Annotated in this window: 17 protein-coding genes and 7 tRNA genes; 15 read left to right on the top strand and 9 right to left on the bottom strand. The window is 64.7% G+C overall.

Annotated elements, in window-relative coordinates; genetic code table 11:
- Positions 1-5: 5 nt before the first annotated feature.
- From FA90_RS10175 to metG, 6 genes are all read right to left on the bottom strand, one after another.
- Positions 6-761 (bottom strand): PilZ domain-containing protein, encoded by a 756-nt coding sequence (locus FA90_RS10175; RefSeq protein WP_239700648.1) that lies wholly within the window; start codon positions 759-761, stop codon positions 6-8.
- 88 nt (positions 762-849) lie between these two features.
- Positions 850-1,689 (bottom strand): pantoate--beta-alanine ligase, encoded by an 840-nt coding sequence (gene panC, locus FA90_RS10170; protein WP_036168466.1) that lies wholly within the window; start codon positions 1,687-1,689, stop codon positions 850-852.
- A 22-nt stretch (positions 1,690-1,711) separates the two neighbouring features.
- Positions 1,712-2,662, bottom strand: a complete 951-nt coding sequence (locus tag FA90_RS10165) for a ScpA family protein (RefSeq protein ID WP_081933773.1) — start codon at positions 2,660-2,662, stop codon at positions 1,712-1,714.
- 37 nt (positions 2,663-2,699) lie between these two features.
- Entirely contained in the window at positions 2,700-2,909 is a 210-nt protein-coding gene (locus FA90_RS10160) for a DUF3460 family protein (RefSeq protein ID WP_036168464.1), read from the bottom strand.
- A gap of 73 nt (positions 2,910-2,982) precedes the next feature.
- Positions 2,983-4,311, bottom strand: coding sequence for a hypothetical protein (locus FA90_RS10155; RefSeq protein ID WP_036168462.1), 1,329 nt, complete (start codon positions 4,309-4,311; stop codon positions 2,983-2,985).
- Between the two features lie 124 nt (positions 4,312-4,435).
- Positions 4,436-6,592, bottom strand: a complete 2,157-nt coding sequence (gene metG / locus FA90_RS10150; RefSeq protein WP_036168460.1) for a methionine--tRNA ligase — start codon at positions 6,590-6,592, stop codon at positions 4,436-4,438.
- A 175-nt stretch (positions 6,593-6,767) separates the two neighbouring features.
- Between metG and apbC the strand changes: the two genes are divergently transcribed.
- Entirely contained in the window at positions 6,768-7,868 is a 1,101-nt protein-coding gene (gene apbC, locus FA90_RS10145; protein ID WP_036168458.1) for an iron-sulfur cluster carrier protein ApbC, read from the top strand.
- A gap of 9 nt (positions 7,869-7,877) precedes the next feature.
- Entirely contained in the window at positions 7,878-8,897 is a 1,020-nt protein-coding gene (locus tag FA90_RS10140; RefSeq protein ID WP_036168457.1) for an RNA methyltransferase, read from the top strand.
- A 48-nt stretch (positions 8,898-8,945) separates the two neighbouring features.
- Here FA90_RS10140 and FA90_RS10135 read toward each other — a convergent pair whose 3' ends face one another.
- Complete coding sequence (locus FA90_RS10135) at positions 8,946-10,124, bottom strand: GGDEF domain-containing protein (protein WP_036168456.1); 1,179 nt, start codon at positions 10,122-10,124, stop codon at positions 8,946-8,948.
- A gap of 173 nt (positions 10,125-10,297) precedes the next feature.
- On the opposite strand from FA90_RS10135, the gene gltX reads away from it, so the two are divergent.
- The 11 genes from gltX to FA90_RS10080 all read left to right on the top strand — a co-directional run bounded on the left by gltX (position 10,298) and on the right by FA90_RS10080 (position 15,057).
- Positions 10,298-11,713, top strand: a complete 1,416-nt coding sequence (gltX, locus tag FA90_RS10130; RefSeq protein WP_036168455.1) for a glutamate--tRNA ligase — start codon at positions 10,298-10,300, stop codon at positions 11,711-11,713.
- Between the two features lie 65 nt (positions 11,714-11,778).
- Positions 11,779-11,854: transfer RNA gene (locus FA90_RS10125), tRNA-Ala, on the top strand.
- 42 nt (positions 11,855-11,896) lie between these two features.
- Positions 11,897-11,972 (top strand) — tRNA-Glu (locus FA90_RS10120).
- A gap of 72 nt (positions 11,973-12,044) precedes the next feature.
- Positions 12,045-12,120: transfer RNA gene (locus FA90_RS10115), tRNA-Ala, on the top strand.
- A 32-nt stretch (positions 12,121-12,152) separates the two neighbouring features.
- Positions 12,153-12,228, top strand: a tRNA-Glu gene (locus tag FA90_RS10110).
- A gap of 75 nt (positions 12,229-12,303) precedes the next feature.
- A tRNA-Glu gene (locus FA90_RS10105) sits at positions 12,304-12,379 on the top strand.
- A 70-nt stretch (positions 12,380-12,449) separates the two neighbouring features.
- Positions 12,450-12,525: transfer RNA gene (locus FA90_RS10100), tRNA-Ala, on the top strand.
- 11 nt (positions 12,526-12,536) lie between these two features.
- Positions 12,537-12,612, top strand: a tRNA-Glu gene (locus FA90_RS10095).
- A gap of 73 nt (positions 12,613-12,685) precedes the next feature.
- The gene (gene earP, locus FA90_RS10090) at positions 12,686-13,873 is read left to right on the top strand and encodes an elongation factor P maturation arginine rhamnosyltransferase EarP (protein ID WP_036168454.1); all 1,188 of its coding nucleotides are present in this window, start codon (positions 12,686-12,688) and stop codon (positions 13,871-13,873) included.
- A 65-nt stretch (positions 13,874-13,938) separates the two neighbouring features.
- Positions 13,939-14,514 carry an elongation factor P gene (locus tag FA90_RS10085; RefSeq protein ID WP_036168452.1) on the top strand — a complete coding sequence of 192 codons (576 nt, stop codon included), beginning with the start codon at positions 13,939-13,941 and terminating at the stop codon, positions 14,512-14,514.
- A gap of 162 nt (positions 14,515-14,676) precedes the next feature.
- Positions 14,677-15,057 carry a hypothetical protein gene (locus FA90_RS10080; RefSeq protein WP_156116658.1) on the top strand — a complete coding sequence of 127 codons (381 nt, stop codon included), beginning with the start codon at positions 14,677-14,679 and terminating at the stop codon, positions 15,055-15,057.
- A gap of 29 nt (positions 15,058-15,086) precedes the next feature.
- Here FA90_RS10080 and FA90_RS10075 read toward each other — a convergent pair whose 3' ends face one another.
- Positions 15,087-15,701, bottom strand: a complete 615-nt coding sequence (locus FA90_RS10075) for a TetR/AcrR family transcriptional regulator (protein WP_036168449.1) — start codon at positions 15,699-15,701, stop codon at positions 15,087-15,089.
- Between the two features lie 134 nt (positions 15,702-15,835).
- On the opposite strand from FA90_RS10075, the gene FA90_RS26340 reads away from it, so the two are divergent.
- Both FA90_RS26340 and FA90_RS10070 read left to right on the top strand, forming a co-directional pair.
- Entirely contained in the window at positions 15,836-16,024 is a 189-nt protein-coding gene (locus FA90_RS26340) for a hypothetical protein (protein WP_156116657.1), read from the top strand.
- A gap of 172 nt (positions 16,025-16,196) precedes the next feature.
- On the top strand, positions 16,197-17,804 hold the full coding sequence (locus FA90_RS10070; RefSeq protein WP_036168447.1) for an amidase: 1,608 nt from the start codon (positions 16,197-16,199) through the stop codon (positions 17,802-17,804).
- Positions 17,805-18,157: 353 nt separating this feature from the next.
- On the opposite strand, the gene FA90_RS10065 is transcribed toward FA90_RS10070, so the two are convergent.
- Positions 18,158-19,615 (bottom strand): MFS transporter, encoded by a 1,458-nt coding sequence (locus FA90_RS10065; RefSeq protein ID WP_036168446.1) that lies wholly within the window; start codon positions 19,613-19,615, stop codon positions 18,158-18,160.
- Between the last annotated feature and the right edge of the window lie 29 nt (positions 19,616-19,644).

The raw sequence follows: 19,644 nt of genomic DNA, 5'->3' as shown, positions 1-19,644 counted from the left end.
GCGGTTTACTTGCGCCGCTCGACCTTGCTGACGGCCCGGTCCAGCGTCTGGCGCATCTGCATGGCGATGTTCGAGATGCGGCAGCCGACCTGCACCTGCTGGCCCAGCAGGAAGGTGCGGAAAGGGCGCATCAGGCGCACTTCGAGGTCGGCGGTGATGCGCAGCGTCGGACCGAGGTCGAGCTGGACGCCTTCGAGCTTCTTGCCGACGTACAGTTCATAAGCCTGGTCGGGCGTGGCACGCAGTCCGACGCCGCCGCGCGAAAAATCGTACAGCGGCATCTCGAAGACCTTGCCCATCATCGTGAAACGGGCGCCGTAGTCCATGCCGACCGGGATGTCGAGGCGCGCCTCGGCGCGGCGGTTGAGCACCATGCAGCCGGTCGGGAAGGGCAGTTCGACCAGGTCCGGCTGGCCGGGCAGGATGGCCCAGTCGGCGTCGAGCTCGAACTGCATCTTGGCGTTGCCGCCGAGCGAAGCGACGAACACCGCACGGCCTTCGGCCAGCACGGCGTCGCCGACCATGTCGAGCCCGAAGCGCTTGCGCTCGCTGTCGACGCGGTCGATGCGCGCCACGACCAGGTCGTGGCCGTGGGGGTAGACGGTGACCGGCTCGCCGGTCTGGGCCAGCATCGACAGGGCTTCGCCGATGTCGAACGGGTCGCGCATCTCATGGGCTGCGCTGGTCAGCGTGATGCGGTCGACCGCGTCCGAAGGCTTGGGCGGTCCCTTGCGCATGGGCGCGAATGCGAGGTCGGTCAAGGTGTTCACACCCGAGAGTCTAGCAAGAACAGTTGTTAATTTCTATAACAATTTTGCACAAACGAAAGTCTGTGCTTGTCCTGTTGTTTTAGATCTCGAGATTGTCGATCAGGCGCGTGTTGCCGAGCTTGGCGGCAGTCAGCACCACCAGCGGTTCGGCGCCGGCGTATTCCTCACGGGTAGGCGCCTGCAGGTTCATGCGCTTGCGGATCGAGACGTAGTCCGGTTTCCATCCGCGCTCGGCCAGGCGGGCCATCGCGTCGCGTTCGAGCGCCGCCAGGTCGGTGGTCAGGCTGCGCGCCTGCTCGGCGACGTATTGCAGCGTCTGGTACAGGAAGGGCGCTTCGGCCCGTTCTTCGCTCGAGAGGTAGCCATTGCGCGAGGATAGCGCGAGGCCGTCTTCGGCGCGCCAGGTTTCGGCGCCGATGATCTCGGTCGGCATCGCGAACTGGCGCGCCATATTGCGGATGATCATCAGCTGTTGGTAATCCTTCTTGCCGAACACGGCCACGCGCGGCTGCACGCAGGAAAACAGCTTGGTCACCACCGTGCACACGCCATTGAAGAAGCCCGGGCGGAATTCGCCTTCCAGGATATTGCCCAGATTGTCGGGCGGCTGCACGCGGTATTCCTGCGGTTCCGGGTACAGGTCTTTCTCGGTCGGTGCGAACAGCACGTAGACGCCGGCTTTTTCCAGCTTTTCGACGTCGGCCTGGAAGGTGCGCGGGTATTTGTCAAAGTCTTCGTTCGGGCCGAACTGCAGGCGATTGACGAAGATCGAGGCGACGACCGGGTCACCGTGCCTGCGCGCCAGGCGCATCAGCGACAGGTGGCCTTCGTGCAGGTTGCCCATGGTCGGGACGAAGGCGGTGCGCAGTTGACCGCTCAGCTGGTCGCGCAGTCCCTCAATGGTGGAGATGATTTTCATGATGTTCTAAAAAAGGTGCGGTTCAGGCCGGCGAATAGGCTAGCCGCACATAGATCGGCGCGAACGGTTCGGCCTGGGTAATTTCGATCAGCGTTTCCTTGGCCAGCTCGAGCATCGCGACGAAGTGGACCACCACCACCGGCCTGCTTTCCTGGCCGGCGAACAACTCGGAGAACTCGACGAAGCGCGCGGATTGCAGTGTACGCAGGATCGCCGACATGTGCTCGCGCACGGAAAGTTCTTCGCGGCCGATGCGATGATGCTGGGTCAGCTTGGCGCGGCGCAGCACGTCCATCCAGGCGCGCTGCAAGTCGTGCGGATCGACGTGCGGCCACACCGGCGCGACGCCTTGCTCGACCGGCAGCGAAGGACGGACGAAGTCGCGGTCGAGCTGGGGCAGGGCGCCCAGTTGCCGGGCCGCCAGCTTGATCTGCTCGTACTCGAGCAGGCGCCGCACCAATTCCGCACGCGGGTCGCCGACGTCCTCGACCAGATCGTCCTGGCGCTTCGGCAGCAGCATGCGCGACTTGATCTCGATCAGCATCGCCGCCATCAGCAGGTACTCGGCGGCCAATTCCAGGTTGCTCTTGCGGATCTGCTCGACGTATTTCAGGTATTGCAGGGTCACCTGCGCCATCGGGATGTCGAGGATATTGAAGTTCTGCTTGCGGATCAGGTAGAGCAGCAGGTCGAGCGGACCTTCGAAGGCGTCGAGGAAGACTTCGAGCGCGTCGGGCGGGATGTACAGGTCGGTGGGCAGGTGCAGCAGCGGCTCGCCGTACAAGCGCGCGATCGCATCCACGACGGGGTCCGTCGCGGCGTCATCGCCGGCAGCGGCAGTCGCGCCGCCGTCCTGCGCAGCCGCTCCAGCCGATTCGGCCGGTTGCGCGGTGCCGGCAGGCGGCGCCGTGGCGCCGTCGCGCGGCGCGGGCTCGCCGTTATCGGCGTGCCCCGCCGCCTGCTCGGGCGCCATCGTCAGCCCTTGTCTTTAACGCCTGGCCTTGGGTCGTTCAGACCTTGTTTTGGTAGACGTAAGCCTGCTGGCGGACGCGCGATTCGGCGATGCGGCGCTGCTCGTCGAGCGAGGTCGGCGCTTTGTCCCACAGCAGGGAACGGCCTTCTTGCTGGCGCTCATCCATGCCCGGGGTTTTTTCCTTCAGTTCCTTGATGAACTTGGTGTGGTCGGATTCGTAGTTCGAGTGTTTGTTGAACAGGCCCATGGTCTTTCTTTGGCTAAGTAAGATATTTGTGCAAACGCGCAATCATACTGCCGACTGCGCGTTGGTCTTGCGTTTACTTGTGCAGTGCGTTCAGCTGGCGCGCGATGATGTCGTGGTTCAGCCACAGCACCGGCGCAATCTTTTCGGCGGCGCCGTGGAACATCAGCGGACCGGTGCCTTCCACTACCAGAGCCGACAGGTGGTCGGTGATCAGCGCTTTCTTGTCCATGTGCAGACCGGTGATCTCGTCCGAGGTGCCGATCATCAGGTCGGCCAGTTCCGGGGTGTTGTCCATCGGCCAGGCTTCGAAGTTGCGGAAGCCGGCGCTGGTCTCGGTCTTCAGATAGGTTTGCAGCTTGTCGAGGATCGACTGCAGCGACACGCCGTCGCCCAGCAGCGCCTGGCAAGCGTCCCACTGTTGCTGCGCCCACGAATTTGGACCCTGCGCGCCGCCTTCCTTCCTGAGCGCGGTCAGGAGCGGGAACAGCGACAGTTCGACGCCGACAAAGATGTCCGACGAATTGGTGCGGATTTCCGGGCAGTTGAACACGGTCGCGGCGACGCCCGATTTCCAGGCCGCTTCGGCGATCGATTCCAGGCGCATCTTGGCGTAGCCCTGGGTGTAGTTGGTGTAGGTCTGCCAGGTGTATTCGTCGTCGATCAGGACTTCGGTGCCGTGGTAGCCGTAGGCGGTGTAGCGCACCTGGCCGCCGGTCGACTCGACGCGCGTGCGGATCGCGCTCGAGGCGTCGATCAGGTACTTGAGCGTGTTGGCCGAGACTTCGTCGAAGTTCATCAGGATCAGCTTGCCCAGGTCGCTCTCGAGCAGCGCGCGCGAGGACATGAAGCGGTCGCCGCGGCCTTTGTAGATGCGGTTGGCGATGGCCAGGAAGGCCTTGATCCTGGGGATGCCGCCGGCCATCGTGTGGGCGAAGAGCACGTTGGCGCCGTCCGGGATCGACTTGTCGATTTCCGCCATGACGCTGCGCGCCGACTCGGTAAAGCGGGCCACGCCGGCCTGGCGGCAGCGCTCGACCTTTTCCCAGTCCAGCTTGTCTTCCTGCCAGCTCTTGAGGGTGACACCGGACAGCATCTCGGTCGGGTTCTGCTCGCCGGCCGGAGCATCCATGTCGAAGCCGGCCATCAGCGGCACGTTGACGATGCGCCCGCCCAGCTTGGCTTCGGCTTCGGCGTGCTCTTCCGGGCTCAAGGCGCGCAGGCTGCCGTCGTCGTTGCGGCGGCCCACCGTGATGCCGAGGATGGTCATGCCGGCGGCACGCGCCTCGTCGATCAGGCCGTTGACATAGCCACGGCCGAACAGTTCGCCGAACAGGACGAAGACGTCACCTTGACGGAACAGGTTCGCGGTCGGGATGTGTCTCAGGGCTTTGTATTCGGTCATTTTTATTACCACTCAAAAGAGGTTGGACTGGCGCCCGGTCGAGGCCGGCGCCTTGTACTTGTCTTGTAAAAACTGCGCTGCTAAAAAAACAGCGCATTATAACCCCACTTGTTTAGCGGAATTATTAACGAATGCGCATGCCAGGTTGTGCGCCTGCAACTGGCTCCAGCACGTACAAGCCCGGGTTCGCCTTTTCGTCCTTGCTAGAAGCGCACAGCACCATGCCTTCGGACACGCCGAACTTCATCTTGCGCGGCGCCAGGTTGGCGACCAGCACGGTCAGTTTGCCGATCAATTGCTCTGGCTCATACGCCGACTTGATGCCGGAGAAGACATTACGATAGCGGCCTTCGCCCACGTCCAGCGTGAGGCGCAACAGCTTGCTCGAGCCTTCGACATGCTCACAATTGACGATCTTCGCCACGCGCAGGTCGATCTTGGTAAAGTCGTCGATCGAGATTTCGGGCGCCAGTTCTTCGATGTCGCCGGCTGCCGGAGCATCGGCGGCCGAAGCGGCGGCCTTAGGGGCGGCCGGCGCAGCGGCGGCAGGCGCGGCAAGCGCAGCCGGGGCGGCCGGTTTGTCGAACAAGTCCTCGACCATCTTGGCGTCGACGCGCTGCATCAGGTGGCTGTAGGCGCCGATCGTGCGTCCCAACATGGTGTTGAAGACGTTCTCGCCCCGGGTATCGTCCCAGCTCCACTCAGCGTCGTTCAGGAACTCGCGCACGCGCGCGCCCACCAAGGGCAGCACCGGCGACATCATGATCGACAGCTGGCGGAACAGGATCAGCGCGACCGTGCACACCTCGTGCAGTTCGGCGACCTTCGATTCGTCCTTGGCCAGGATCCACGGCTTGTTCTCGTCGACGTACTGGTTGGCGACGTCGGCGATCGCCATGATCTCGCGCAGCGCCTTGCCGAATTCGCGCGCTTCGTAATTGGCCGCGATCGCGGCCTGGCGCTCGCCGTTATCCCCAATGAGGGCGCGGGTAATCCACTCGTGCGCCTTGGGCGACAATTCGCCGGCCAGTTTGCCGTCGAACTTCTTGGCGATGAAGCCGGCGCAGCGGCTGGCGATGTTCACGTACTTGCCGATCAGGTCGCTATTCACGCGCGCCACGAAGTCGTCGCCGGAGAAGTCGAGGTCCTCGACCTTGCTGTTGAGCTTGAACGCCAGGTAGTAGCGCAGCCACTCCGGGTTCATCTTCAGCTCGAGGTAGCGCAGCGGCGAGATGCCGGTGCCGCGCGACTTCGACATCTTTTCGTTGTTCACGGTCAGGTGGCCATGCACGTTGACCTTCAGCTTGTCAATCACCGGGTGGCCCGAGAAGTTCAGCATCGCCGGCCAGAACAGCAGGTGGAAGGAGACGATGTCCTTGCCGATGAAGTGCACCTGCTCGGTGTCCGGGTCGCGCAGGAAGGCATCGTAATCGACGCCGATTTTGCCGAAGTAATTCTTGAGCGAGGCCAGGTAGCCGACCGGCGCGTCCAGCCAGACGTAGAAGAACTTGCCCGGCGCATCCGGGATCGGAATGCCGAAGTAGGGCGCGTCGCGCGAGATGTCCCAGTCGGCCAGCTTTTCGCCGTCCTCGCCCAGCCACTCGGAGACCTTGTTGACCATCTCCGGCTGCAGGCGGCCCGGGGTGTTCAGCCACCCCTTGAGGAACTGGAAGCAGCGCGGGTCGGACAGCTTGAAGAAATACTGTTCGGAGGGCTTGAGTACCGGGGTCGAGCCGGTGAACACCGAGTACGGATTGATCAGTTCGGTCGGCTGGTAGGCGGCGCCGCAGACTTCGCAGTTGTCGCCGTACTGGTCCTTGGCGTGGCAGACCGGGCACTCGCCCTTGATGTTGCGGTCGGCCAGGAACATGCCCTTGGTCGGATCGTAGAAACGGTCGACGGTCTTGGTGGTGATCAGCCGGGCGTCGTCGCGCAGGCGGCGGTAGATGTCCTGCGACAGCTCGACGTTTTCCGGCGAATCGGTGGAGTACCAGTTGTCGAAGGCGATGTGGAAGCCGTCCAGGTACTGGGCGCGGCCGGCGGCGATCCGGGCCACGAATTCCTGCGGCGTCACGCCTTCCTTCTCGGCGGCGATCATGATCGGCGTGCCGTGGGTGTCGTCGGCGCCGACGAAGTGCACCACGCGTCCCTTGCCCGCTTCGCGTTGCATGCGCTGGAAGCGGACCCAGATGTCGGCCTGGATGTACTCCATGATGTGGCCGATGTGGAAAGCGCCGTTGGCGTAGGGCAGGGCAGTGGTGACGAACAGCTGGCGTGTCATGGTCGGAACTGGGGGTGGATTGGTGAAAAAAAGCATTTTACCAGTGGATGACCCCAAATGCGCAGGGGTCATTGCGGCTTTGCCAGGGGCCTGCCATCGTGTCAACGGCAGGGTCCGCCCGGGATGGTAAAGGCATTTTGCGTTAAACTTGCGCGCATTACCTCCGGAGAACCCAATGAGCATCACTGCAGAAGACGTCAAGGCCGCCCTGGCGCAAGTCATCGACCCGAACACCAATAAAGACTTCGTCAGTACCAAGTCGGTCAAGAACATCCAGGTCGACGGCGACAGCGTCGCGCTCGACATCGAACTCGGCTACCCGGCCAGGAGCCAGGTCTCCTCTATCCGCGCCTTGGTCGTGAATGCGGTGCGCGCGGTGCCCGCATTTAATCCGACCCTGGGCAACGTCAGCGTCAACGTCACCAGCAAGATCCTGTCGCACGCCGTGCAGCGCGGCTTGAAGGTCATGCCGAACGTGAAGAACATCATCGCCGTCGCCTCGGGCAAGGGCGGCGTCGGCAAGTCGACCACCGCGGTCAACCTGGCCCTGGCCCTGGCCGCCGAAGGCGCCACCGTCGGCCTGCTGGACGCCGACATCTACGGTCCGTCGCAGCCGATGATGCTGGGCGTGTCGGGCCGTCCGATCAGCGTGGACAACAAGAGCATGGAGCCGCTCGAAGGCCACGGCATCCAGGTGTCCTCGATCGGCTTCCTGATCGATCCGGACGAGCCGATGGTCTGGCGCGGCCCGATGGTCACCCAGGCGCTGCAGCAGCTGCTCGAGCAGACCAACTGGAAAGACCTCGACTACCTGGTGATCGACATGCCGCCGGGCACCGGTGACATCCAGCTGACGCTGTCCCAGAAAGTGCCGGTCACCGGCGCGGTGATCGTCACCACGCCGCAGGACATCGCGCTGCTGGACGCGCGCAAGGGCCTCAAGATGTTCGAGAAAGTCGGCATCCCCATCCTGGGCGTGGTGGAAAACATGAGCACCCACATCTGCTCGAACTGCGGCCACGTCGAAGACATCTTCGGCTCGGGCGGCGGCCAGAAGATGTGCCAGGACTTCAACGTCGACTTCCTCGGCAAGCTGCCGCTGCAGCTGTCGATCCGCGAGCAGACCGACTCGGGCATGCCGACCGTGGTCGCCGATCCGGACGGCGCGATCGCGAAGACCTACAAGGAGATCGCGCGCAAGGTGGCGATCAAGGTGGCGGACAAGGCGCGCGACATGAGCGCCAAGTTCCCGACCATCGTGGTGCGTAACGACTAAGCCGCAGCGTTGCGACTCCAGGACATCCGCACCCGCCTGCGCGCGCTCGGCGCGCGTCCGCTGCACGAGGACCGCGTGCTGCGCGACTGGGTGCGCAACACCGGCCACGAGCATGGCCGGCGCCGGCCCGACGATTTCCTGCCCAAGCCGGTACGCGAAAGCCTGCCGGCACTGGATGCGGAGTTCGATGCCATGGCGCGCATCCTCAGCACCCATCCGGGCGAGGACGGCTCGGCGCGCCTGCTGGTCGGCCTGGCGGATGGCCAGACGGTCGAATCGGTGCTGCTGCCGCGCGACGGCGTGTGCGTGTCGAGCCAGGTCGGCTGCGCGGTCGGCTGCCGCTTCTGCATGACCGGGCAGTCCGGCCTGATCCGGCAAGTCACCAGCGGCGAGATCGTCGCCCAGGTGGTGCTGGCGCGGCGCCAGCGGCCGGTCAAGAAGGTCGTGTTCATGGGGATGGGCGAACCGGCCCACAACCTCGACAACGTGCTCGAAGCGATCGAGCTGCTGGGGGTCGAGGGCGACATCGCCCACAAGAACCTGGTGTTCTCGACCGTCGGCGACCCACGCGTGTTCGAGCGCCTGCCGCTCGGGCGCGTCAAGCCCGCGCTGGCGCTGTCGCTGCACACCACCAGGCCGGACCTGCGCGTCCAGCTGCTGCCGCGCGCACCGCGCATCGACCCGGCCGCGCTGGTGGAAGAGGGCGAGCGCTACGCCCGCCTGACCGGTTATCCGATCCAGTACCAGTGGACCCTGCTGGACGGGGTCAACGACGGCCAGGACGAGCTGGAGGCGCTGGCCGAACTCTTGCGCGGCAAGTACGCCGTGCTCAACATGATCCCCTACAACGCCAACGAAGGCTTGCCCTACCAGAGGCCGAGCTGGGACAAGGCGCGCGCCATCGCCGCCTGGCTGTTCGAGCGCGGCATCCTGACCAAGCTGCGCGATTCGGCCGGGCAGGATGTCGATGGGGGGTGCGGGCAGCTGCGCGCACGCGCGGGAAAAGTGATTCCGCTGGCGGCGGCCTAGGACAGGCGAATACCGGAACAGGCCGGCCCGTGGCCGCGCGGCGGCGACTCAGGCCGCACGCTGGGCGAACTCGCCGCCGTTTTGTCCCAACTGCCGTCCACGCACCTGGTTGCGCCCGCCGTGCTTGGCGTCGTACATCAGCTGGTCGGCTTCGGCGATCAGCGCATGCGGCGTGACTGCCTGGTGGCGTGCGAAGTCGGCGCCGACCACGCCGAAGCTGGCGGTGGTCGACAGCGTCGCGCCGCCGCACTCGACCGCGAGCTGCGCGAAGGCCACGCGCACGCGCTCGGCCAGTTCGACCGCGCCGTCCAGCGTGGTCTCCGGCAGGATGATCAGGAATTCCTCGCCGCCGTAGCGCACCACGGTGTCGACCGGTTCGCGCGTCATGGAGCGCAACAGTTCGGCGAAAGCGCGCAGCAGCTCGTCGCCGGCGTGGTGGCCGTGGGTGTCGTTGATCTTCTTGAAGCCGTCCAGGTCGCACATGATCAGCGACAGGTGCAGGCGGTAGCGGCGCGCGCGCGCCAGTTCGCCGTCGAGCAGCGCGGCGTTCAGGTGGCGGCGGTTGAAGCAGCCCGTCAGCGGATCGCGGATCGACAGGTTGGTCAGCACCTGCTGGGTGAGGTACTGCTCGCGCCACAGGCGCGCGTGGCGGTTGGCGGCGATCGCGCCGAACAGGTTGGCGAACAGGATCAGCAGCGACATCGAGATCAGGTGGCGCGTGCTGACCATGTGCTGGTACCAGCCGAGCAGCAGGATGCCGACGCTGGAGCCGAGCGCGATCGCCAGCGCGTTCACCAGCCGGTTCGGAATGAAGATCAGGGTCACCACGCTCATCAGCGAAATCGACATGCCGTGCAGCAGGATGTCGCCTGGACGGTTGACGACGACCACGGCGTAACTGCACATGCCCAGCGCCGTGCAGACGCTGGCGGCCTGGAACGCGCCCTTGGCCAGCATCGGCGCGCGTTGTGCGTGGCGCAGGCCGAGGAAGGCCAGCAGCGGCCAGGTCAGACGCGCCAGGATCGAAGGGATGGCGCCGCGCCAGCCCAGCGCCAGGATGTCGGCCACGCCGAATCCGACGTAGAACAAGGAGCACAGCGCCAGCGCGCGCCGCAGGTCGCGCAGGATCGCGTCGCCCTGCTGGTTGAGGAAGCGCAGTTCGGTGCTGGCGCAAGCGAATTCACCGCGCAGGCGCGCAATGGGGACGATGCTCGGATCGTTCGACATGGAAGGGGGGAGTGTTGACTGTGCGGAATCGAGCCAGGACTGTAACCAAGCTTTTATTTTCTGTAAAGTAATTTGTGACACGGCGGCATGTCAAGGCCCGGCGTTGCGCCCAGCCTGTGGCGAGGCTGTAGAATAGCCGCTTTATTATTGTGTGACCGTTCCATTTACCGACCATGACCGTCCGTACTCCTGTCCGTACTCGCTTCGCTCCCAGCCCGACCGGCTATCTCCACCTCGGCGGCGCGCGCACCGCGCTGTATTCCTGGGCCTATGCCCGCCACTTCGGCGGCACGTTCATCCTGCGCATCGAAGACACCGACCTGGAGCGCTCGACCCCGGAAGCGGTGCAGGCGATCCTGGACGGCATGCAATGGCTGGGCCTGAGCCACGACGAAGGTCCGTTCTACCAGATGCAGCGCATGGACCGCTACCGCGACGTGGTCAAGGGCATGCTGGACGCCGGCACCGCCTACCTTTGCTATTGCTCCCCGGAGGAAGTCGAGGCGATGCGCGAGCGCATGCGCGCCGCGGGCGAAAAGCCGCGCTACGACGGCACCTGGCGCCCGGAGCCGGGCAAGACCCTGCCGCCGGTCCCGGAAGGCGTCAAGCCGGTGGTGCGCTTCAAGAATCCGCTCGACGGCGAAGTCACCTGGGTCGACGTCGTGAAAGGGCCGATCACGATCGCCAACAAGGAACTCGACGACTTGATCATCGCCCGTCCGGACGGGACCCCGACCTATAACTTCTGCGTGTCGGTCGACGATTGGGACATGAAGATCACCCACGTGCTGCGCGGCGACGACCACGTGAACAACACCCCGCGCCAGATCAACATCCTGCGCGCGCTCGGCGCCGAGCTGCCGGAGTACGGCCACCTGCCGATGATCCTCGGGCCGGACGGCCAGAAGCTGTCCAAGCGCCACGGCGCGGTCAGCGTGATGCAGTACCCGGAGCAGGGCTATCTGCCGGAAGCGATGCTGAATTACCTGGCGCGCCTGGGCTGGAGCCACGGCGACGACGAGATCTTCTCGATGCAGCAGTTCACCGAGTGGTTCAACCTCGAGCACCTGACCGCCTCGGCGGCCCAGTTCAACCCGGAAAAGCTGGGCTGGCTGAACAACCACTACATCAAGCAGGCCGACAACGAGCGCCTGGCCGAGCTGGCTCGCCCGATCCTGGAGCGCGAAGGCGCCCATTTCGACGGCGCGCCAGCGCTACCCGCCGTGCTCGGCCTGATGAAGGAACGCGTCCAGACCATCAACGAACTGGCCGATGCGGCCATGCTGTTCTTCCGCACGCCCAATCCCGCGGATGCGCAATACCAGGCCTTGAAGACGCAGCACCTGACCGATGCCGTGCGTCCGGCCCTGGCCCAGTTTGCCGAGAAACTGCAGACGGCGGAGTGGACCAAGCCGGCCCTGGCCGCCGCCATGAAGGAAGTGCTGGCGGCCAACGGCCTGAAGATGCCGCAACTGGCGATGCCGCTGCGCCTGCTCGTCACCGGCCAGCTGCAGACCCCGGCGATCGACGCGGTACTGGAGCTGTTCGGCCGCGAGACCGTGCTGGCGCGCATTCAGAACGGCTTATAAAGCTTCTCTGTGGGTATTTGCGAAATGCAAGTGCGTCCGCTATAATGCTCGCACTTCAGCACTGCGGGGGTATAGCTCAGCTGGGAGAGCGCTTGCATGGCATGCAAGAGGTCAGCGGTTCGATCCCGCTTACCTCCACCACGTTCTGAAGTGTGCGGCAAGGTAGTAATAAGGTAGTCCAGGGTCCCCATCGTCTAGAGGCCTAGGACATCACCCTTTCACGGTGAGTACCGGGGTTCGAATCCCCGTGGGGACGCCAAGTTGTGGAGCGTTGTGAAAACGGCGCTGTGAGAAGTAAAAGCAGTATGTTATGATATTGTCTTCCCTGAACGGGGGTATAGCTCAGCTGGGAGAGCGCTTGCATGGCATGCAAGAGGTCAGCGGTTCGATCCCGCTTACCTCCACCAAGTTCGGAAGATAGTTGTTATGGCAGTCCAGGGTCCCCATCGTCTAGAGGCCTAGGACATCACCCTTTCACGGTGAGTACCGGGGTTCGAATCCCCGTGGGGACGCCAAGAATTCGGCTTTGCGGCGCATGTGTGTGGCATACCGGCGCAGGATAGGCTAGAGTAGTACCAGTAAAGTTTTAGGTCCCCATCGTCTAGAGGCCTAGGACATCACCCTTTCACGGTGAGTACCGGGGTTCGAATCCCCGTGGGGACGCCAGGTTGTCGTAGTAGGCAGTGCAAGGAGCCGCCTTGAGCGGCTTTTTTATTGCCATAGTTGTGTAGTACTTGGGGGTATAGCTCAGCTGGGAGAGCGCTTGCATGGCATGCAAGAGGTCAGCGGTTCGATCCCGCTTACCTCCACCAAGGTTCCATAGGTCCCCATCGTCTAGAGGCCTAGGACATCACCCTTTCACGGTGAGTACCGGGGTTCGAATCCCCGTGGGGACGCCAGTCAAAAAACCGGGGTAGACCAACGCGCATGCGCGCCAGAGGTGCCCCGGTTTTACATTTTGGCTTATCAAGCATGGCCATCGATTCCTCCGATTCCAACCGCGCCCGCACGCTCGCCATCTTCTGCAAGGTGGTCGACAACTTCGGCGACATCGGCATTTGCTGGCGCCTGGCGCGCCAGTTCCATGCCGAACACGGTCTCGACGTCACCCTGTGGGTCGACGACCTCGCAAGCTTCCAGCGTATCTGGCCGTCCGTTCTCGTGGGTGCCGACCGCCAGCAGGTCGAAGGCGTCACGGTGCGCCACTGGGCCGGCCAGGACGGCGTGTTCGCGCCCGGCGACGTGGCGGACATCGTGATCGAATTCTTCGGCGTCGAACTCCCCCCTGGTTATGTCGCCGCGATGGCGCAGTGCGAGCCGCGTCCGGTCTGGATCAATTACGAAGGCTTGAGCGCCGAGGAATGGGTCGAAGGCTGCCACGCGCTCCCGTCGATGCATCCGCGCTTGAAGCTGACCAAGCATTTCTTTTTTCCCGGCTTCACCGACAAGACCGGTGGGCTGCTGCGCGAGCGCGGCCTGGTGCAAGCGCGCGCCGCCTTCCAGGCCGACCGCGGCGCCCAGGCTGCGTTCCTGCGCGGGCTCGGCGTGGAGGAAGCCGAGCTGGACACGCTCAAGGTCAGCCTGTTCTGCTATCCGCATGCGCCGGTGACGGAACTGTTCGATGCCTGGGCGCGGGGCGACCGCGACGTGACCTGTCTGGTGCCCGAGGGCGTGGCGCGCGAGCAGGTGGCCGCCTGGCTGGGCGTCGACCCGGCCCGCGCGCGCGCGGGCGCATGCCTGACGCGCGAGCGCCTGCGCGTGCGCGCGATCCCGTTCATGCGCCAGGACGACTACGACCGCCTGCTGTGGGCGTGCGAGCTGAACTTCGTGCGCGGCGAGGATTCCTGGGTGCGCGCCCAGTGGGCCGGCCGGCCCTTCATCTGGCACATTTATCCGCAAGATGAAAACTTGCACCATGTTAAACTCCGCGCTTTCCTGCAAAAGTACGCTAAAAATCAGGAAAGTCTGATCGATTTTTCCCTGGCCTGGAATGGCGCCGCGCCCGAGAATGCGCCGGTCGCCGACTGGCCGGCGCTGTGGACGGCCTTGCAAGCCGCTCTGCCGACGCTCGCGCAGCAGGCCGAAGACTGGCAAGCGCACATGTTGGCAAACGGCGACTTGGTGAGCAATCTGCTGAATTTCGCCCGGGCGCTCCGGTAGGCGACGGGTCTGGAACGTGGTATGATGCTTGATTATTGCAACTTATTTTTTATCCAAAATTTCCTATGAAACCCGCAAAAGAAATTCGTGTCGGCAACATCATCATGGTCGATGCCAAGCCTTTCATCGTGCTGCGCTCTGACGTCAACGGCTCGAGCCGCACGGGCTTCACCTACAAATGGAAGATGAAGAATCTTCTGACCAACGCACCGCTGGAAAACGTGTTCCGCGGCGATGACAAGTTCGACGTGGTCGTGCTGGACAAGAAGCCGGTTACCTACTCGTACTTCGCCGATCCGCTGTACGTCTTCATGGACGAAGAGTACAACCAGTACGAAATCGAAGAAGAAAACCTGGGCGATGCGCTGAACTACCTGAAAGACGGCATGGAATGCGAAGCCGTGTTCTACGACGGCAAGGCAATCTCGGTCGAACTGCCGATCACCATCGCGCGCCAGATCGTCTACACCGAGCCGGCCGTCAAGGGCAACACCTCGGGCAACGTCCTGAAGGAAGCGAAGATCGAAAACGCGATCGAGAGCAAGCAGTTCACCATCCAGGTGCCGCTGTTCGTCAACCAGGACGACACCATCGAGATCGACACCCGTACCGCCGAGTACAAGCGCGTCGTGCGCAACTAAGTTTGTAGCGAGCTTTTACCGAGCTCGACGAAAAACGCTGCCCGAGGGCAGCGTTTTTTTTTGCGTCATCGGCCGTGCCACGAGGCTTCGCGTGACAAAGCGAGATTATGTGGACATGCCAGCCTGCTATGCTTGAACCTCCTTATCCCACCCGGAGGCGCCATGCGCATACGGCATGTTGCGATAGCCGGCACATTGTTGTGTGTCGGGATCGCCCGAGCGCAGGCAGCGTGCGATCCCGAGGTCGTCAAATCGGAACGGGCAAGCATGCAGGGCTTCGGCACCTGGCGCGATGGCAAGCAGGGTGCCGATTTCCGCTGGGCGCCGCTGTTCGACGGCATCGCACCAGGTGCCAGGGCGGCCATGATGAAGCACTTTGGCCAATGGTTCCATTGTGTGAATGGCAAATCGCGCCAGGTCGATTTTTACCTGCACGACAAGCTGATCGCGCGAACCCTGGCTGACGGTCGCTATGTGCCTGTCGACGACTCGTTTGATGACGGTCCGCAGATCAGAATATGGATCAGGACCGGCGCCAAATAAGTCGGCGCGCGCGCCCGGACGCAAAGCACCTAGATCCGGCAACGCAGCCCGTCGATCAGCAGACCGACCATCTTGCGCGTTTCTTCCGGCGACCCGTCCGGATAGGCTTTGCACAAGGTCGCCACCGCGCGCAGCAACTCGTCGGCCTCGTAGCCGGGACGGATCACCTTCTGTTCGACCGCCGCCGTGAGGATCGCGCTCAAGGGAGGGCGCAGGCGCCCGTAGAAATAATCGTGCAGCGAGGTCTGCGTGGCGGCGTCTGCCTGCAGTGCGTTCGACAGGCCGCGCTTGGTCATGATGAAGTTGACGTAGCCTTCGACCCAGCGCTCCAGCGCCTCACCCGGCGCATGGTCGGCGATGATGCGGGCGGCGCCGTCGGCGCAATCGTCGATCTGCGACTTCAAGACGGCGACGATCAGGTCGGCGCGCTGCGGGAAATGGCGGTAGAAAGTGCCGACGCCGACGCCTGCGCGCTCGGCGATCTCGCGTACCGGCGCCTCGAAGCCCGACTCGTTGAACACTTCCAGGGCTGCCTGCAGCAGCGAGCGCAGGTTGCGCGCGGCGTCCACGCGCTTGGGGCGTCCTTGCGACGGCGTCGTTGTCGCATCTTTGCCGCCATATTCTTTATTTGTTCCAGTGCTCATATAAATCTTCTATTAAACGGAACGATATTCCGGATATAATTCGGAATCGCGTTCCGCTTTGTGATGGTAGCAGATCTTGCTCGACCAGTGGGCGGCCGCTCGTTCAATCCGTTGGTGTTTCGAAAGGAAAAGCCATGCAAAACAGCGAAACCTGCATGTTCTGCCGCTACCGTAAAGCGCGCATCGCCGCCTGCTGCGCGGCCAGAAGCGCACCGCCGGCGCAAGGGGAGGGTGCCGGCCAGGCACCGTCGAGCGTTGCACCTGCCGCTTCGGAGGCTGCGTTTCCCCAGCAGGCCCGGCGCGAGACGCCACAATTTGCCTGAGCCTTGCGCCCGCAAGCGCAGCTCCCTCTCATGAACGCCGCCACCTGCGGGTGGCGTTTTTTTCGCCCGCACTGCGCGGGTAGTCGAAAAAGTTTCCAAATAGTACACAATAAGTATCCTTCGAGATAGCCGTTCGTTTTATACTCATCCATCATTTGACATGGAGGGTTGTATGAAACGCAGGGATTTCGTTCGACTTGGATTGGCTGCCGGCGCTGCGGCGGGCATGGATGCGGCGACGCTGGCCGAAGCGGCGCCGACCTCAGCTTCGGGTACAGGCGCATCGATCCTGGAAGCCGGTGTGCAGGCCCAGCAAGCCGAGATGCAAGCCGGAAAGCTGACGTCAAGCGCGCTGGTGCAGCAATACCTGGCGCGTATCGCCGCGTTCGACAAGGCCGGGCCACGCATCAACGCCATCATCGAACTCAATCCCGACGCGCCCGCCATCGCCGCCCAGATGGACCGCGAACGCAAGGCCGGCAAGCTGCGCGGTCCGCTGCACGGTATCCCGGTCCTGATCAAGGACAACATCGCCACCGCGGACAAGATGAGCACCAGCGCTGGCTCGCTCGCGCTGGACGGCGTGCACGCCAGCCGCGATTCCTTCGTGGCGCAAAAGCTGCGTGAAGCCGGCGCCGTCATCCTCGGCAAGACCAACCTGTCCGAATGGGCGAATATGCGCTCGACCCATTCGATCAGTGGCTGGAGCGGCCGCGGCGGCCAGACCCGCAACCCGTACGCGCTCGACCGCAACACCAGCGGCTCCAGCTCCGGCTCGGGCGCCGCCATTGCCGCCAGCCTGGCGACCGTGGCGATCGGCACCGAGACCGACGGCTCGATCGTCTCGCCGTCCTCGACCTGCGGCATCGTCGGCATCAAGCCGACCCTGGGCCTGGTCAGCCGCAGCGGCATCATCCCGATCGCGCACTCGCAGGACACGGCCGGCCCGATGACGAGGAGCGTCGCCGACGCGGCGCTGCTGCTGGGCGCGATCGCCGGCGTCGATCCGAGCGACGCGGCGACCAGGGACGGCCAGGGCAAGGCAGGCGATTACGCGGCCGCGCTGCGCAAGGACGGCCTGCAAGGCAAGCGCATCGGCGTGACGCGCAATTTCTTCGGCAGCAGCCCGGCGATCGACACCATCATCGAGCAGGAGCTGGCGGTCCTGAAGGCGCAGGGCGCGGTGCTGGTCGACGTCGAACTGCCCAACGCCGACAAATACGGCGACACCGAGCTGGAGGTGCTGCTGTCCGAGTTCAGGCCCGACCTGGAAGCCTACCTGGCCGGCTATGCCCCGCATGCCGCGGTCAAGACCATGGCGGACGTCATCGCCTTCAACGACAAGAACCCGGGGCGCGAGCTGCAGCACTTCGGCCAGGAGCACCTGGTCGCGGCGCATAAGAAGCCGGGCCTGGACGACCAGGCCTATCGCGAGGCGCTGGCCACCAATCACAAGTTCGCGCGCGAGGAGGGCATCGACAAGATCATGCGCGAACAAAAGCTCGACGCGCTGGTCGCGCCGACCGGCGGCACCGCCTGGCTGACCGACTACATCAACGGCGACCATTACGGCGGCAGCTTCTCCTCGCCGGCTGCGGTGGCCGGCTACCCGCACGTGACGGTGCCGGCCGGCTACGTCCACGGGCTGCCGGTCGGCATCTCGTTCGTCGGCGGCGCCTGGAGCGAGGCGACGCTGATCGGCATGGCCTACGCCTACGAGCAGGCCAGCCAGCGCCGCAAGGCGCCGACGTTTCCGGCGACGGTCAACGTCAAGGCGTGAGAAGGCGCGCAGGCGAGTGCGGCTGTGATGTGCGGGCGTGCGCGCATGCAGATCGCATTCGCCGGCGCGCGTGCACCTGGGCGTACGCGCGCGCATGCAGTTGCACGTACGCGCGCGTGGGTGGGTGACGCGTGGGCGCGGATGCGATCGCGTGGGAGCGTCAGCGTTGTTACGCACTTGTAGCTACGCGCATGTAGCCGGCACTTATAGTCGCGCACTTGTAGTTGCGTACGTGTGGTTGGATGTGTGCGGATAACGGGCGAGCGGCGTCGCGCATCGGCGGCCCCACCTCGTCAAGCTTTTTGCAACTAACCGACATGCGTCGTGCAACAGTCCCACACCCGGCCACCAGCTCAGCGCCCATCCGCCTTCGGCCCGCCATTGGTCGGACTGACCCAGATGAAGGCACACACCGCCGCGGCCGCGGCGCTGACGGCGCACACCAGCAGCGCCGCATGGAAGGGCGGCAGCAGCGCGCGTCCGCGCGCGGTGAGCACGACGCCCAGCAGCGCGGTCGCGATCAGGCCGCCGCCCCGCGCCACAGCGCTGTTGAAGCCGGACGCGATGCCGGTATGGCTGCCATCCACCGAGGACAGCACGGCGGTGGTCAGCGGCGCCGCCACGCAAGCCATGCCGAGTGCGATGGTCAGCATCGCCGGCAGCACGGTCGCGGCATAGCCGCCGTCACCGATGCGGGTCGCGAGCAGGAAGCCGGCGGCGACGATCAGCGAGCCGATCGACAGCGGCAGGCGCGAACCGTGGCTGCCGGCCACGCGTCCCATCAGCGGCGAGCCGATCGCCAGCACGATCGGGAAGGGCAGCAGCGCCGCCCCGGCCTGCTTGGCCGAATAGCCGAGCGCCTGGATCAGCACGTAGGGCACCAGCAGCATCAGTGCGCCGAGTGCGCCGTACAGCAGGAAGGTCATCAGGTTCAGGCCGGAAAAGCCGCTCGAACCGAACAGTTTCAGGGGCAGCATGGCGTGCTCGCCGGCGCGCCGCTCGGTCCACAGGAAAGCCAGCAAGATCAGGATGCCGGCCACGAGCGCCAGTCCGGCGGCAAGCGTCAGGTGCTTTTGCGCGGACGCGTCGGCCAGGCCCCAAGTGACGCAGCCCAGGCCGAGGCTGGCGAGCAGCGCCCCGAACGGGTCGAGCGCGGCCGGCTTGCCGCCCGGTTTGAGCTGCACGAAGCGCCAGCCCATGAAGATGGCCAGCGCCGCGATCGGCAGGTTGATGTAGAAGATCGCGCGCCAGCCGACGGTGTCGATCAGCCAGCCGCCCAGCAGCGGCCCGATCGCGCCGGCGGCGGCCCCGGCCGCAGCCCAGATGCCGATCGCCCGGCCGCGCGTCTTGCCCTCGAAGGTGGCGCCCAGGATCGCCAGGCTGTTCGGGAGCAGCAGCGCGGCGCCGACGCCTTGCAGCACGCGCCCGCCGACCAGCAGCCACAGCTGCGGCGCCAGGGCGCACAGCAGCGAGGCCAGTGCGAACACCGCGATGCCGGTGAGAAGGATGCGCTTGCGTCCGTAGCGGTCGCCCATCGCCCCGCCCAGCAGCAAGAGGGAACTGAGCGGCAGCAGATAGCCGTTCACCACCCACGACAGATCGGCGCCGCCGCCCGCCAGGTCGCGCCCGATCGATGCCAGTCCCACGTTCACCACCGAACCGTCGATGAACGCCAGGCTGCTCGACAGGATCGAGGTGCACAGCACCAGGTTCGGATGTGCCGCCGGCCGCGCTTCGGGCTGTGCCTCGCGCTGCGCAGGCGCACCGCTTGCCGCGAGCGCGCGGTCGCAGTCGCTGGGCAAGTTGCTCATGCGCGGGCCTCGCGCCGGGGAAGTGGGTG

Source organism: Massilia sp. 9096, from assembly GCF_000745265.1.
Lineage (GTDB): Bacteria > Pseudomonadota > Gammaproteobacteria > Burkholderiales > Burkholderiaceae_D > Telluria.
The sequence above is the reverse complement of the archived record's forward strand: the minus strand, read 5'-3'. Positions and strand labels throughout refer to the sequence as shown.